Origin of the sequence: Asticcacaulis excentricus CB 48 (assembly GCF_000175215.2) — a bacterium.
In the GTDB taxonomy this organism is placed as follows: Bacteria; Pseudomonadota; Alphaproteobacteria; order Caulobacterales; family Caulobacteraceae; genus Asticcacaulis; species Asticcacaulis excentricus.
The window spans coordinates 423,203-437,661 of record NC_014817.1 but is presented as its reverse complement, the minus strand read 5'-3'; the positions used below and the strand labels follow the sequence as shown (position 1 = coordinate 437,661).

Here is a 14,459-nt window from a genome sequence, read left to right as displayed (position 1 = left end):
TTACTCAAAAAACCCTTGCGCCTTTTCGACCGCCGCAATCAGCGCGTCGATCTCGGCCTCGGTATTGTAAAGCGCGATGGAGGCGCGCACCGTCGAGGTCACCCCCAGCCGTGTCATCAGCGGTTCGGCGCAGTGCGTCCCCGCCCTCACCGCTATATTGTAGCGGTCGAGTATCTGCGCAACGTCGTGCGCGTGGGCAGAGCCCAGAGAAAAGGTCAGGATCGACCCTTTTTCCGCCGCTTCGCCATAGATGCGCAGGGCGTTGATCTTTTTCAGCCCCGCATGAGCGCGTTTATAGAGCGCCACTTCATGCGCCGCAGCGGCTTCACGATCGATCTGCGACAGCCAGTCAATGGCCGCTTTCAGCCCGATGACCTCAAGAATAGCGGGCGTCCCGGCCTCAAAACGATGCGGCGGCTCAGCATAGGTAATCATCTCCTTGGAGACGCGGGCGATCATTTCGCCGCCCCCTTGCCAGGGCGGCATGGCCTCCAGCAGGTCATATCGGCCCCACAACACCCCCAGACCCGTCGGGCCGTACAGCTTGTGCGCCGAAAACGCATAGAAATCGCAGCCCAGCGCCTGCACATCGACAGGCAGATGGACCACACCCTGACAGCCGTCAATCAGCACCCTAGCGCCGACCGCGTGAGCCTTTTCAATGATCGCCTCAACCGGATTGATAGTGCCCAGCACATTCGACATGTGCGCCACGGCTACCAGCTTCACGCGATTGGTAAGCAACTGATCGAACGCCGCCATATCGAGGCTGCCGTCCTCAAGGATCGGCACCCATTTCAGCACCGCACCGGTGCGCTGCGCCAGCATGTGCCACGGCACGATATTGGCGTGATGCTCCAACTCGGTGATCAGGATTTCATCGCCCGCCGTGATATTGGCCAGCCCCCAGGTCTGGGCGACGAGGTTCATCGACTCCGTCGCCGACTTGGTGAAGATCACCTCTTCCGAGCGGGCGGCGTTGATGAACTTCGCCACAGCCTCGCGCCCGGCCTCAAAGGCATCGGTGACCTCATTGGCCAGCCGGTGCAGGCCCCTGTGCACATTGGCGTAGGACTGCGCCATATGGTGGCTCATGGCGTCGATCACGGCGGTTGGTTTCTGCGCCGAGGCTCCGGAATCGAGATAGATCAACGGTTTACCGTTGATCTGACGGCTGAGGATGGGGAAGTCGCGGCGGACCGCTTCGACATCAAAGGGCATAGAATCCCTCCGTCTTGTCGGCGATCCAGTTCAGCACCATGTCACGCAGGGCTTCGTCCTCGATCTGCTCGGCGACGGGCACGACGAAGGCCTGCATCAGCAGGGCGCGCGCCACCTCTTCGGGCATACCGCGCGACTGACAGAAGAACAGCGCCGACTCGTCCAGCGCGCCGATGGTGTTGCCGTGCGCGCATTGCACGTCGTCGGCGTAGATTTCCAGCTCCGGCTTGGCGCGCACATGCGCTCCGTCATTGAGCATCAGGGCCTGATGGCGCATGCGCGCGTCGGTGCCGTCGGCGCCCTTTTCGACATAGATGCGCCCCTGAAACACCGCCGTAGCGCGGTCCTTGACGAGGCCCTTGATCAACTGTTGCGTTGCGCCATCGACCTCGGCGTGGTTGACGCGCGTCGTATAGTCAAAGTGCGCCGTGTCTTTCAGCAGATAGGCCCCGTGCATCTCGACCTGCGCGCCATGACCGTCGTGCTCGACGTGGGTTTCAAAGCGCTGGAACTTCGCCCCGGTGGCGAAGACATACTGCTTGAAGACGCTGCCCGGAGCGGTGGTCACGGTCGAACGGCGCACGGAAACGGCGCTTTCCGGCTCATCGAGAATGACCACGCGGATCAGAGTCGCCCCTTCGGCCAGATCGAAATGGAGGACTGTGCTGGTGGCATAGTCCAGCGCCCCGCTGTAATCTTCGAGCAGGATCAGGTGTTCACCCGCCCCCAGCGCGATGCGACCTTCGCCCTGATAACCGGCAACGGCTCCCTCCCCGCCGACATCGCTCATATCGAGGTAGAGACGGCCATCAGAACTCTGAACCGCTCTGGAAACGGCGGCTTGCAGATCAGCCAGTTGCCCGTCTCCGGCACAGTGCCAGTAGAAGCCCCCGAAATCCCCGGCTTCGGCCTGCATATGCGTCAGGTCGGCGCGCGCCGGTGCCTCCCGCAGGGCGCGCGACAGGTCGGAATATTTCCATTCCTCATGACGCCGCGTCGGATAGGACGACGGGTCGAACAGGTCGAGCGGGGTCAGGTCAAACGCCATTACGCCGCCTCATTGACATAACGGTCATAGCCGTGCGCTTCCAACTCCAGCGCCAGCTCCGGGCCACCCGAATGGACGATCCTGCCATCGACTAGGATGTGGATGCGGTCGGGTCTGATATGATCAAGCAGGCGCTGGTAGTGGGTGATGACCAGCATCCCGCGATCGGAACTGCGCAAGGCATTAACGCCGTCGGACACCACCTTGAGCGCGTCGATATCAAGGCCCGAATCCGTTTCATCGAGGATCAGGAACTTCGGTTGCAGCAGCGCCATTTGCAGCACTTCCATGCGCTTCTTTTCGCCGCCGGAGAAGCCGACATTGAGCGGACGTTTCAGCATGTCCATGTCGATTTTCAGCGCCTTGGCGACCTCGCGGATGGTCTTGAGGAATTCGGGGGCCGACATCTCCTCTTCGTCGCGCAGCTTACGCTGGGCATTGAGCGCCGTGCGGATGAAGGTCATAGCCGGCACGCCGGGGATTTCCAGCGGATACTGGAACGACAGAAAAAGACCGGCCGCGGCGCGCTCATGCACGTCCTTTTCCAGCAGGTCTTCGCCGTTGAAATCGACCGCCCCTTGCGTCACTTCGTAATTTGGTCGCCCGGCCAGCGTGTAGCCCAGCGTCGATTTCCCGGCCCCATTGGGCCCCATAATGGCGTGCACTTCCCCCGCCGGAACGCTTAGGTTCAGGCCCTTAAGGATGGTCTTGTCGTCAACGCTGACGGTGAGGTTTTCAATATTAAGCATTGTTTTAGCAACCTTCTTTAAGCCGAGCCTTCACCGACTTCATACACATACCGAACTTTTGAGGCGGGCACACAAATGTCTACCAACGCAAAAGGATGGGACTTGTCATCTATTTCCGTCCAAAGGAAATCTTTGTTTCCATCTGCGACACCAAGGACAAGCAACCGATCTCCAGGTTGCACCACAAGGGGCGGTTCATTTTCGGCATAGTGCTGATAAATCCCCTCTATGGGGGTAACCACAGAATGCATGCCTATAGGGTGTCCAAGGCTGTCGAGAGCCTCGTCTTCAAACCAAATGCATTTGGTTTTTCGTATCTCAATGTCGAAAGACAGCGTCATCCCACGCTCCCTTCAAGACTGATGGCCAGCAGCTTCTGCGCCTCGACGGCAAATTCCATCGGCAGTTCCTGCAACACTTCGCGCACGAAACCGTTGACCAGCAGGGCCACCGCTTCTTCCTGCGACAGGCCGCGCTGCATGGCGTAGAACAACTGATCTTCGCTAAGTCGCGTCGTGGTCGCCTCGTGCTCGAACTGCGCCGAAGCGGTATCGGACTCGACGTAGGGCACGGTGTGGGCGGCGCAGGTCTTGCCGATCAGCAGGCTGTCGCACTGGGTAAAGTTGCGCGCACCGCCGGCCTTGGCGTGGGCCGAGACCAGCCCACGATAGGTGTTGGACGATTTGCCCGCCGACACACCCTTACTGATGATACGCGAGCGGGTGTTTTTGCCCAGATGGATCATCTTGGTGCCGGTATCGGCCTGCTGCATCCCGTTGGTGACGGCAATGGAGTAGAATTCCCCCACGCTGTCGTCACCGCGCAGGATGCACGACGGGTATTTCCACGTCACCGCTGAACCGGTTTCCACCTGAGTCCACGACACTTTCGAGCGCGCGCCCCGGCAATCGGCGCGCTTGGTCACGAAATTATAGATGCCGCCCTTGCCCTCGGCATCACCGGGATACCAGTTTTGCACGGTGGAATATTTGATCGAGGCGTCTTCCATGGCGACCAGCTCGACCACGGCGGCATGAAGCTGGTTTTCATCGCGCATGGGGGCCGTGCAGCCTTCCAGATAGGAGACGTAAGCCCCCTTATCGGCGATGATCAGGGTGCGTTCAAACTGACCCGTATTTTCGGCGTTGATGCGAAAATAGGTCGAAAGCTCCATCGGGCAGCGCACACCCGGCGGCACATAGACGAACGACCCGTCGGAAAACACGGCGGCATTCAGCGCGGCAAAATAGTTGTCCGACACCGGCACGACCGAGCCGAGATACTCTTTCACCAGTTCAGGATGTTCGCGTAAGGCCTCGGAAATAGAGCAGAAAATGACGCCCGACTTCTTCAGTTCTTCCTTGAAGGTGGTGACGACCGACACCGAGTCGAACACCGCATCGACGGCGTATTTCGGCGCACTGGCCACACCGGCCAGCACCTCCTGCTCTTTGAGTGGGATGCCCAGCTTGGCATAGACGGCCAGCAGTTCCGGATCGACCTCATCCAGACTGTTCAGTTTGGGCTTCGGCTTGGGCGCGGCGTAGTAATAGAGGTCCTGATAATCGACCTTCTGATAACGGACCTTGGCCCAGTCGGGTTCGTCCATCGACTGCCAGCGCTCAAAGGCCGCCAGACGGTAGTCGAGCATCCATTGCGGCTCGTTCTTCTTGGCCGAAATGAAGCGCACGATGTCGGCATTGAGCCCTTTGGGCGCATATTCCGTCTCGATATCGGTGACGAAACCGTGCGCATAGGTCTCAAGCTTCTGAACCGTTTCAATGGTTTCCTTGACCGCTGCCATCAGGCGCTTTCCTTTACTCTGCTGGCTTTTCGGGCCTGATGCTTCGCATAACCCGTTGACCAGACGTCTATAAATTGTTGCCAGTCGGCGGCGCTTGTCGTCCATCCGGACGAGACGCGCAAGGCCTTGTCCGCCACGTCGGAAAGGCCCATGGCCTCCAGCACGCGGCTCGATTTGACCTTGCCCGACGAACAGGCCGACCCCGATGAGACGCAGACACCCGCCATATCCAAGTGGATAAGCTGAAGCTGCGCCGTCCAGTCGGGGACGGTGAAACAGGTAATCCCCGGCGCGCGCGGGGCGTCTTCGCCGACAATGGTCGCACCCAGCGCCTTCAAAGCCACCTCGGCCTCGGCCTGAGCACTATCGGTCATCGGTCGCGCGTGGCGGGTGGCTTCGGCAAAACCGGCGATCCCGGCGATGTTTTCCGTGCCGGCGCGGTGGCCGAATTCCTGACCGCCGCCGGGAGTGGCCGCCCGAATGTCACGGTCAGCGCTGTAAATCAGCGCGCCCACGCCCTGCGGTCCGCCGATCTTGTGCGCGGCCAGTGACAGGCTGTCGGCCCCCAGCGCCTCAAAATCAAGCTCGATCTTGCCCCCCGCCTGCACCGCATCGACATGCAGCCAGCCACCGGCGACGTGCACCTGATCTGCGATCTCACGGATCGGATTGATGACGCCGGTTTCGTTGTTGACCCACATGACGGCCACAAAGGGCTTGCCATCTGCGTTCAACTGTTGATCCAGCGCTTCTCTATCGACCACGCCAGACCTTAACAGCGGCGCATAAACCACGGGCAAACCATAACTTTCGGCGGCTTTAAAGACGCTGTCGTGTTCACCGGCGCTGACGATCAGGCGGTCAAAGCCGTGCGACTGACTGAGCGCCAGTTGATTGGCCTCCGTGCCGCCCGACGTGAAGATCAGACGCGCCGGACCGACGCCGTTGACGAATCCAAGCACGTCGTTGCGCGCCTCTTCCAGCAAAAGCTTGGCCTTCCGCCCAAGCGCGTGCACGGACGAGGCATTGGCCCCGATCTCCCATGCCCGGATCATGGCCTCGCGCACCTGCGGCCGGATTGGCGAGGTGGCGGCATGGTCCAGATAGAGGGGGGTGTCTGCCATCAGGCCAGTTCCTTCTGGGCATCGACCGGAAAGCGGTTTTCGATCGTCACCCGCTTGCGCGTGCGCTTATGCACGACGTCGTTCAGGGATACGGTCGAAAGATAGTCGTGGATGGCAAAGCCCAGATCTTCCCACAGATTGTGCGTCAGGCAGCGCTGACCGCCCGGCATACAGCCGATTTCACGCGCCGCACTCTCCTTGGACAGACGCTTGTTGGCCCCCAGTTTGTTGGAGGTCAAAGCGCAGCGCGTCGCCTTGATCGGCTCATCGACAGCCAGCACGATCTCACTCACGAACAAAGCGTCCGCCGTCCGCGCCAGCGTGTAACCGCCACCGGGCCCGCGCGCGCTCTTGACCAGCCCGGCCTTGCGCAGGCGGGCAAAGAGTTGCTCCAGATAGGACAGGGAAATTTGCTGACGCTCGGAAATTTCGGACAGGGAGATGGGCTTGCCCTGCGCATTTAGCGCCAGATCCGTCATGGCCATGACGGCGTAACGTCCCTTGGTCGATAATCTCATGCCGTCAGTCCTGTGGCTACCCTCGGCTAAATCGCAACAGGCCGATGAAAAACCTGCACAAAGCCGAAAAGAGTGTGCTAAACGGCTTGCCTGATAAGGGGACGCCGCCTTCCCTGCGCGGGACATAGTAATCCTGACTATTATAGTCAAGAATTATGCGCCGCACCATGACACATTTTATTACGAAACAAGGGTTCTACATGCCTGAAGTGATCCTCGCCGGTGCTGCCGGTCGAATTGAGGCCCGATACACCGCCGGAAAGACGGACAACGCGCCCATTGCCCTGATCCTTCACCCCCACCCCAAGGCCGGCGGGCACATGAATAACCCGGTGACGGCGCAACTGTTTCACCTGTTTATGACGCGCGGCTTCTCGGTGCTGCGCTTCAACTTCCGCGGCGTCGGCAAGTCGCAGGGCGAATTTGATGCGGGCATTGGCGAACTGGCCGATGCGGCGACCGCGCTCGACTGGCTTCAGGCCAAGAACCCGACGGCATCGCAATTCTGGGTCGCGGGCTATAATTTCGGGGCCTATATCGGCATGCAATTGCTGATGCGCCGCCCGGAAACCGACGGCTTTATCTCGGTGTCACCGCCGGCCAATGCCTATGATTTCAGCTTCCTGGCCCCTTGCCCGGCCTCGGGCCTGTTCATCAACGGCTCAGCCGATTCGGTGGTACCGCCGACCGAAGTCGAGCGCGTCGTGGCCAAGCTGCGCACGCAGAAGGGCATCACCATTGCCCACGAAGTCGTCGAAGGCGCGGGCCACTTCTGGACCGAGCATCTGCCGGAAATCGAAGGCCGCGTCGGCGGTTACCTCGACCGCCGTCTGGCCGGTGAGCTTGAGTAGGGTTTAAAGGACGCTTCGGCGTCCTTTTTTATGGCCGCGAATGGGGTTTAGCCACGAAAAACACGAAAAGCTGAAAAAGCAGCTGTGTGAATTTTCAGCGCATAGCGCCGATCTGGTAGTGCCTACGGATTAACGCGGCCCTGCGGGCACGGCAGGATCAAAAGCTTTTTACCAACTTTTCGTGTTTTTCGTGGCCAATTCTTAAGCGCTGCGGCGCGCGTTTGTGGCGCGATAGATGACCCCGCCGGTCAGCGGCGTCTTCACACCCGTCGTGCCGGGGAAGGAAATCGGCAACCCTTTCAGCGACCGCGCCGCCATATAGGCAAAAGCCTCGGCCTCAATGGCCCCACCGCGCCAGCCAAGGTCTTCGGCAATGCGTACCGGCGCGATGTCGGCCAGACGCTCACGCAACACCTTGACCAGTTGGCGGTTATTGCGCCCCCCACCACACAGGACGATGGCCGAAGGCGTCACGCCTGCGCGCACGATCTCATGGCGCAGGCTTTCGACCGTAAAAGCCATCAGGGTCGCCATGCCGTCTTCGTGACTGAGGGGGCTGACGCGCTCCAGCGTAAAATCGTATCGGTCCAGTGACTTGGGCGCAGGCGCTGCGAAATAGGGGTGGCTCAGATAGTCCGCCACAATGGCCACATCGGCCCGGCCTTTTGCCGCCACTGCGCCGTCTTCATCGAACCATTGGCCGGTGTGCTGACGCATCCACTGGTCCATCAGGCCGCTGGCCGGGCCGGTATCGAGCGCCGTCAGGCCGTCAGGCGTAATCACGGTGATATTGGCCACCCCACCCAGATTGACCACCACAACCGGCAGGTCCAGCCCCGCCTTGTGCGCCAGCGCGCGGTGATAGACGGGGGCCAGAGGCGCCGCCTCGCCGCCCGCTTCGATATCGGCGCGGCGGAAGTCGCAGACGACCGTCAGTCTGGTTTTTTCGGCCAGATAGTCACCGTCGAACAGTTGCACCGTCCGCCCCGGCATCCCGTTTTTCGGCCGTTCGTGCAGCACGGTTTGCCCATGCACCCCCAACGCATCAAAATCCCTAATATTCAGATCGTTTTCGCTTAAAAACTGATCCAGTGACTGAAGATGATAGTCGGCGATCACCCGACGCGCCGTGGTGAAACTGTCAGGTTCCGCCGCACCGCGCGGCCAGTTCAGCGCGTCCTTAGTGGCGGCCTCCAGAACGGCCCGGACCTCACCAGGCATGGGCTTTTCGGCAAAGGGCCCGAAGCCCAGCTCAGCCTCGCCATCGGTTTCCAGCACAGCCATGTCGATGCCATCGAGCGAGGTGCCGGTCATAAAGCCGATGATTTTCATGCGAAAAGCCTATGGAAAAGCGGGGGCTACGTGTTAGACGCAACTTGCACGCAAACCCGCGTGACAGCAACATTGTTAGAGACATGACCTCCTTCAAATCCGATTTCCTCAACGTCCTCTCGGAGCGCGGTTTCATCCACCAGTGCACGGACGCGGAAGCCCTCGATACGCTGGCTTCTGCCGGACCGATCACGGGCTATATCGGCTATGATGCCACGGCTTCGTCGTTGCACGCCGGGCATCTGGTGCAGATCATGCTGCTCTACTGGCTGCAAAAAACGGGCAACAAGCCGATCGTCCTGATGGGCGGCGGTACGACCAAGGTTGGCGATCCGACCTTTAAGGACACCCAGCGCCCACTTCTGACCGACGAACAAATTCAGTCGAACATGAACGGCATCAAGTCGGTGTTCAACAGCTTCCTGACCTTCGGCGACGGCGCGACCGACGCCATCATGGTCAATAATGACGACTGGCTGTCGGGCTTTGGCTATATCGAATTTCTGCGCACTTTTGGCACGCACTTCACCATCAACCGTATGCTGACCTTCGACTCGGTCAAGCTGCGCCTTGAGCGTGAGCAGCCGATGACCTTCCTCGAATTCAACTACATGCTCATGCAGGCGGTCGATTTCCGCGAACTGAACAGCACCTATAACTGCGTCCTGCAAATGGGCGGTTCGGATCAGTGGGGCAATATAGTCAACGGCGTCGAGCTGACGCGCCGCCTGAACCAGAAAGCCGCCTTTGGTCTGACCACGCCGCTTTTGACCACGGCATCGGGTGCCAAGATGGGTAAGACGGTGGGTGGCGCCGTGTGGCTCAATGCCGACGCGCTGTCGCCCTATGACTACTGGCAATACTGGCGCAACACCGAAGACGCCGATGTCGGCAAGTTCATGCGCCTGTTTACCGACCTGCCGATGGACGAAATCCGTCGCCTCGAAGCCCTGCAAGGTGCGGAAATCAATGAGGCCAAGAAAATCCTCGCCGACGCGGCCACCCGCATGGTGCACGGCGAAGCGGCCGCCGCCACGGCCCGCGACACGGCGCAAAAGGCCTTTGAACAGGGCACTCGTCTCGTAAGCAACGTTGTTGAAATGGATTGGCAGCAAGGCCAAGAGTTCACATACAGAACTCCTGAAGCACTCGCGGCAAAAGCATTCAACCTCAGCATCAAAGACGCTAAGCGTTCAATCGCTAATAATGAGATCAAAATTAACGGGGAGCATCCTGCTACCGATAAGCTTTACAAAAGGTCAGAAGTGAATGCAGAGGACGCCGCTTTTGTCCTTCAACGAGGAAAAAAAACTGTTTTGGTAAAACCCGTTTAAAATCAATCTTCCCCCCTGATATCAGGGGGGATACCGCCGGAATCGGCGGAGGGGGGTTATGGGTCGGTCATTAACCCCACCGTCTTTTTGTCTTTCAGACAAAAATCCACCTCCCCTGAAATCAGGGGAGGTGCTTTGCCAAAAGTGTTGAAAGGCCGGAGTTCGCGCTCCGGCCTTTCCTTTGGCTCCCAGTGAAGGGGTGTGGGCCTGTGGCCCCACGACTCCTTAACTCTTACGCGGCGAAGTCACATCGACCGGCGGCAGCGGGTCTTCGTGTTTTTCATCGAGAATGCGGCGCAGGAAGCCCGGCAGGACCAGCGAGAACGGGTTGATCTCAGCCTGCGGCGTGCCAAAGCGGCCCTTAAGGCGGTATTTGAGACCCAGCACGCCTTCGCCGCGGTTGGAGGTCAGGGCGTCCCCGACCAGCGGAATACCGACAAAGGCGGCGTTGACGCCGTAGGCCGGGATCAGGGTGCCGTGATAGTCCATGGTCTGTTTACTGAAATCCTGTGCCCCCCAGACATTGATGCGCAAGGCGTCGCCCTTGGCCCAGCCATTGCGGATAAACAGATAATTGTCGCGGTAGCGGATGGGGAGTTCGTAGTCGTCGAACTTGATACCGGCTCCGGACAGGGTGTCGGACAGGCCGCGCAGCGAGGCAAGGGTCAGCACCTGCCCCAGAGCCGGTATCTGCTTGATGCGGATGTCTTCTCCTTTCAGCGTGGCGTCAATCTGACCGTTGCGATAGACGCCCTCGATCACGGCATCACCACCCGACAGGCGCTTGTCGCCCAGGGCTGTCGCCACAAGATCACCGAGGTCGTCAGCTTCGAAGGTAAAGGCGGTGTAGTCGTTCTGCGGCTTGAAATCGAGCGTTACCAGAGAGCCCAGACGCGTCAGGGCCGAGCCTTCGCCGGCAATCAGATTGCGCCCATCCCAGCCGGCCTTAAGTTCCACCTCACTAAACACACCATCTTGTGAGGTGCGCACGGCGCTGATGTCCACCAGCAAACGCACGGGCCGGTCAAGGCGCGGCGCGGTGTTGGCCGCCGTCGCCGGGGCGCGCGGCAATTCCGCAGCGGTCACCGGGCGGGCGTCAGTGACAGTCGGCTGGGTACGTGGCGGATTGAACCACGGCCGCACATCAAGTCGTTTACCGCGCAGCGTCAGGGTCTGGACCCCGGACGCGTCAGCAGGCGACAGGCGCGCGGTTAAATCCGCGAAGTCCTTCAGATAGAGTTTTGAAAAATCGACATAATCGACTTCACCAGATTCTTTCACAGACACCCGCCCGTCGATCTCCACGCGCTCGCCGGTGGCGCGAATACGCGGCATGTCGAGACCGCCGCCGCTGCGCTCATCGAAGCTGATCGACAGTCTGGCCGCCTCACCCACCGGCTTGACCCAGTCGCTGCGCGCCAGTTGCAGCCGTGTCGGCGTGGCGTCGATATCGAGCACCGCCGCCGAAATCTGCGCCGGAGACAGGGCGCCCAGCGTGCGGTTTTCCGTCTGATAGAGGTTGAGTTCAAACCCGACCTTGCCGTCCAGTTCAAGGCTATGGCTGACATAGCCGAGCCGACTTAAGAAGGCGCGGTCCACGGTCCCCCCGATGCGCGCCCACGCTTTGGGCGGGCCAAACAGGAAGGTCGCGCCATCGCTGTCGGGCAGGTCAAACGTCAACAATTGATCGCCGATAAACACATCGCCGTCGATACCGCGCGCATCCTGTTCCCAGCGCGCAAACACAGGCAGGGTTTCCTGCGGAGTGAACCACGCGCGCGGCAGGCCCAGCGCGTACATCTGCTCCGGCGTCAGGCGCGTGGTCAGGGTCCGCTTGGGCGGCTTGTCGTCTTCATCGGTCCAGTCGAGAACGGAATTGATGTCGCCCACACGGATGCGGGCTTCGCGCGACTCGGCATCCAGCCCGATATTGACCGTCAGGGGCCGCGTCTCGCTGAAATAGGGCAAGGCCCCCAGACCCAGCAACCGGGCGCGTTCGGGCGAGATATTGGCCATATAGACCAGCCGCGGATGCTGGCTGTCGATATAGGCCAGATTGCCGGAAAAGCCTTCGGCCTCCACCTCGCCCGTCCACACATCACCCGACCGGCGCAAACGGATGTCGGTAGGGATTTCGGGACGGAAACGCCCAAAGATGGGCAGGCCCTGCCCTTTCATACCGTCGCTCAGCGTATTGCCGGACAGCACCACCTGCGTCGGGCGCGCTTCGGTGCCATCCCAGTTGACCGTACCACTGAAAATATCGGACTCGATGCGGCCCTTGCCGATATTGTTGAACAGTTCCAGTTGCCCGCGAATGGCGACGCGTTTGGTGGGCGACCCGCCAAACTGCCGCGCATTAAAGCTGCCCGTGAAGTCGATATACTGCATGGTCGGCTCGAACTGCGTCCGGTAGCCGATCTCACCGGCATAGGGCCCCAGTTTCGCGGGACCACGCACCTCAAGACGGTTGGCGAGGTAGTCGCCGGTCACCGTCAGGTCGCCTTCGACAATGTCCCAGCCCAGCGCTGCCTGTTTGAGGCCGGCATTGCGTATCTTACCCGCAAAGGTCAGGTTGAGATTTTTGAGCGTCAGATTGTCAAAGGTCGGAAAGCGGATATCAAGCCGCGTTTCGGCCTCCCCGCTCAGGCGATCGCGCGTCAGCCCTTCCTTTTGCAAATGGCCGCCGGTTAGTGGGTCAATGGCCTCGATCAGTTGCGCCGCCCCGCTTTGCGCCGTCAGCCAGATATGGGTTTCGGCCCTGGGTGCGCGGCGCTTATGGAACTGCGGCACGGAGACGCCGCCGCCGGTCAGCGGCACCTCGACCAGATGGCCACCACGCAGGCTGAGGTCAAAGCTGGTCCCCTGCAAGAGGCCCGTCCCGTAAAGCCCGGCAGCATCCTGCAAGCGGCTATCGACGCTGAGGCCCATATTGCGGAAGCCAAAAGTCAGGCGCAGGTCCTCTTTTTCAAGCTGCCCGTCGCGGAAATGGCCCGGCGGAGCTTTCAGCACGAAATCGGCGTTGGAATAGGTGCCACCCTTGATACGACGGATCAGGTCGCCGCGGGTAATCGGCGTCAGGTTTTCCGGCCAGAAGGCGAACACCACCTCCTTACGGAAATCCCCGTCGATGCGCGCCGTCAGATCGGCCCCCAACTGCCCCTTTTCGTCCGTGTAAAGCCGCCCCTTTGTGGTCAGCGGCGCATCGACCAGCAGGGCCTTGCCCGACTCGATGTCGAGCTGCCGCAGGTCAGGGGTAAAGGTGCCCTTGAAATGCACTTCGGTCAGGGTCTGGGCCGGGAAGTCGTCGGCCAGTTGCCCGGTGACGCGCGGCCCGGCAAAATCGAAATGCACCGCCATCTTGCGGTCGCGCTTGGGGTCTTCCGGGGTCATAAACACACGACCCGACAGGTCGGTATCGATATAGCGCGAGTCAAGCCGGAAAGTGGTGAAACGCACGGTACGCGTCTTGGGCACATAGTCGGCCTTAAGACTTAGGGCGTCAAAATCCTGCGCCGACTTGCCGAAATCATAGCTGCCCTTGCCGGCGGAAATATCAAGAAAGGCGCTCTCGATACCTGTGCGCGCCGCGTATTTCAGATTGCCGCGCCCGTTGATCGCCGCGCGAAAATGCGACAGACCCCGCAGGGCACCCGCCGACGGGAATATCTGCGACGGGATAAGGTCACGGATTTCCGCCTGAACCTCGGCCGTCTTCAGGCCCGTCTGTGCCTGCGCGTTCAGCGTCAATGAGGCCTTGCGCCCCTGACTTTCGACCTCCAGACCGATCTTAGATTGAATCCGTTTATTGCGTTTGGAAAAGTCGATCTGCGCCACGCGGGCGCGCCAGTCGAGCGGCGTCCCCACCTGCCGGAAGGCCAGCGTGCCGTTGGTCAGATGGACTTCGCGCGTGTAGCTGAGCGGGCGGCCCAGAGTCTCCTTGCCGGTCAGGTCATAGAAGAGGCGCTCAATCGCAAAGGCTTCGGGATTGCCGGTAGCGTCATAGCCCAGTTCGATACGGCCATTGGGTGACGCCGACAGGGCCACAAAAAACCGGTCCGCCGTCAGCCGTGCCGGGGCCAGATGCCACCAGATCAGACTGTCGAGCGCCAGCGCGGCCTCCATCTGATCGGCCGAGGCCACGGTGCGGCCCGCCTTGTCCTTCAGCAGCAGGTCGTCAAACCGCAGACCCAGCGCGTTGGAGTCATGGAACCAGACAAGGTCCAGATGCTTCAGACTGGCCTCAGCCCCCGGAATGGTGCGCTCCAGCCGCGATACGATCAGAAACCGCAGGCCATCCACGCGGATCGGCCCCTGCGACAGGCACCCGACAAACACCAGCGCCATCAACAGAATGACGCCGCTCAGGCTAAGCCTCCAGTGTTGTCTGAGCTGGGTGATCAGGCTATGCACGAAGATCCGAACGCACGCACCGGGCGTACCACTAAACGAAACCAAAAAGACCGCCAGTATGCGGC

General features: G+C 60.6%; 11 protein-coding genes. 2 read left to right on the top strand and 9 right to left on the bottom strand.

What is annotated here, in order from left to right:
- From ASTEX_RS13700 to ASTEX_RS13670, 7 genes are read right to left on the bottom strand one after another with little or no spacing between them, the layout of a single operon-like run.
- Entirely contained in the window at window positions 1-1,221 is a 1,221-nt protein-coding gene (locus ASTEX_RS13700) for a cysteine desulfurase (RefSeq protein WP_013480228.1), read from the bottom strand.
- Window positions 1,211-2,269, bottom strand: coding sequence for a Fe-S cluster assembly protein SufD (sufD, locus tag ASTEX_RS13695; protein ID WP_013480227.1), 1,059 nt, complete (start codon window positions 2,267-2,269; stop codon window positions 1,211-1,213). The genes ASTEX_RS13700 and sufD overlap by 11 nt, the downstream gene beginning before the upstream one ends.
- Window positions 2,269-3,018 (bottom strand): Fe-S cluster assembly ATPase SufC, encoded by a 750-nt coding sequence (gene sufC, locus ASTEX_RS13690; protein ID WP_013480226.1) that lies wholly within the window; start codon window positions 3,016-3,018, stop codon window positions 2,269-2,271. The genes sufD and sufC overlap by 1 nt, the downstream gene beginning before the upstream one ends.
- A 17-nt stretch (window positions 3,019-3,035) precedes the next feature.
- Window positions 3,036-3,359: a hypothetical protein gene (locus ASTEX_RS13685; protein ID WP_013480225.1), complete on the bottom strand. Its 324-nt coding sequence runs from the start codon at window positions 3,357-3,359 to the stop codon at window positions 3,036-3,038.
- Window positions 3,356-4,822: a Fe-S cluster assembly protein SufB gene (gene sufB, locus ASTEX_RS13680; protein ID WP_013480224.1), complete on the bottom strand. Its 1,467-nt coding sequence runs from the start codon at window positions 4,820-4,822 to the stop codon at window positions 3,356-3,358. The genes ASTEX_RS13685 and sufB overlap by 4 nt, the downstream gene beginning before the upstream one ends.
- Window positions 4,822-5,946 (bottom strand): cysteine desulfurase family protein, encoded by a 1,125-nt coding sequence (locus ASTEX_RS13675; protein ID WP_013480223.1) that lies wholly within the window; start codon window positions 5,944-5,946, stop codon window positions 4,822-4,824. The genes sufB and ASTEX_RS13675 overlap by 1 nt, the downstream gene beginning before the upstream one ends.
- Complete coding sequence (locus tag ASTEX_RS13670; RefSeq protein ID WP_013480222.1) at window positions 5,946-6,464, bottom strand: Rrf2 family transcriptional regulator; 519 nt, start codon at window positions 6,462-6,464, stop codon at window positions 5,946-5,948. The genes ASTEX_RS13675 and ASTEX_RS13670 overlap by 1 nt, the downstream gene beginning before the upstream one ends.
- A gap of 200 nt (window positions 6,465-6,664) precedes the next feature.
- On the opposite strand from ASTEX_RS13670, the gene ASTEX_RS13665 reads away from it, so the two are divergent.
- On the top strand, window positions 6,665-7,315 hold the full coding sequence (locus ASTEX_RS13665) for an alpha/beta hydrolase (RefSeq protein WP_013480221.1): 651 nt from the start codon (window positions 6,665-6,667) through the stop codon (window positions 7,313-7,315).
- A gap of 201 nt (window positions 7,316-7,516) precedes the next feature.
- Here the strand turns inward: ASTEX_RS13665 and ASTEX_RS13660 are convergent, their stop codons facing one another.
- Window positions 7,517-8,647, bottom strand: coding sequence for an anhydro-N-acetylmuramic acid kinase (locus ASTEX_RS13660; RefSeq protein WP_013480220.1), 1,131 nt, complete (start codon window positions 8,645-8,647; stop codon window positions 7,517-7,519).
- Window positions 8,648-8,730: 83 nt separating this feature from the next.
- Between ASTEX_RS13660 and tyrS the strand changes: the two genes are divergently transcribed.
- Complete coding sequence (tyrS, locus tag ASTEX_RS13655; RefSeq protein ID WP_041659376.1) at window positions 8,731-9,981, top strand: tyrosine--tRNA ligase; 1,251 nt, start codon at window positions 8,731-8,733, stop codon at window positions 9,979-9,981.
- Between the two features lie 225 nt (window positions 9,982-10,206).
- Here the strand turns inward: tyrS and ASTEX_RS13650 are convergent, their stop codons facing one another.
- Window positions 10,207-14,394: a DUF3971 domain-containing protein gene (locus ASTEX_RS13650; protein WP_013480218.1), complete on the bottom strand. Its 4,188-nt coding sequence runs from the start codon at window positions 14,392-14,394 to the stop codon at window positions 10,207-10,209.
- Window positions 14,395-14,459 lie beyond the last annotated feature (65 nt).

Bases quoted from the DNA above. Each gene is read 5' to 3' on its own strand.
- ASTEX_RS13700 (WP_013480228.1), bottom strand. From the start codon at position 1,221: ATGCCCTTTGATGTCGAAGCGGTCCGCCGCGACTTCCCCATCCTCAGC.
- ASTEX_RS13660 (WP_013480220.1), bottom strand. From the start codon at position 8,647: ATGAAAATCATCGGCTTTATGACCGGCACCTCGCTCGATGGCATCGAC.
- sufB (WP_013480224.1), bottom strand. From the start codon at position 4,822: ATGGCAGCGGTCAAGGAAACCATTGAAACGGTTCAGAAGCTTGAGACC.
- tyrS (WP_041659376.1), top strand. From the start codon at position 8,731: ATGACCTCCTTCAAATCCGATTTCCTCAACGTCCTCTCGGAGCGCGGT.
- ASTEX_RS13675 (WP_013480223.1), bottom strand. From the start codon at position 5,946: ATGGCAGACACCCCCCTCTATCTGGACCATGCCGCCACCTCGCCAATC.
- ASTEX_RS13670 (WP_013480222.1), bottom strand. From the start codon at position 6,464: ATGAGATTATCGACCAAGGGACGTTACGCCGTCATGGCCATGACGGAT.
- sufD (WP_013480227.1), bottom strand. From the start codon at position 2,269: ATGGCGTTTGACCTGACCCCGCTCGACCTGTTCGACCCGTCGTCCTAT.
- ASTEX_RS13665 (WP_013480221.1), top strand. From the start codon at position 6,665: ATGCCTGAAGTGATCCTCGCCGGTGCTGCCGGTCGAATTGAGGCCCGA.
- ASTEX_RS13685 (WP_013480225.1), bottom strand. From the start codon at position 3,359: ATGACGCTGTCTTTCGACATTGAGATACGAAAAACCAAATGCATTTGG.
- sufC (WP_013480226.1), bottom strand. From the start codon at position 3,018: ATGCTTAATATTGAAAACCTCACCGTCAGCGTTGACGACAAGACCATC.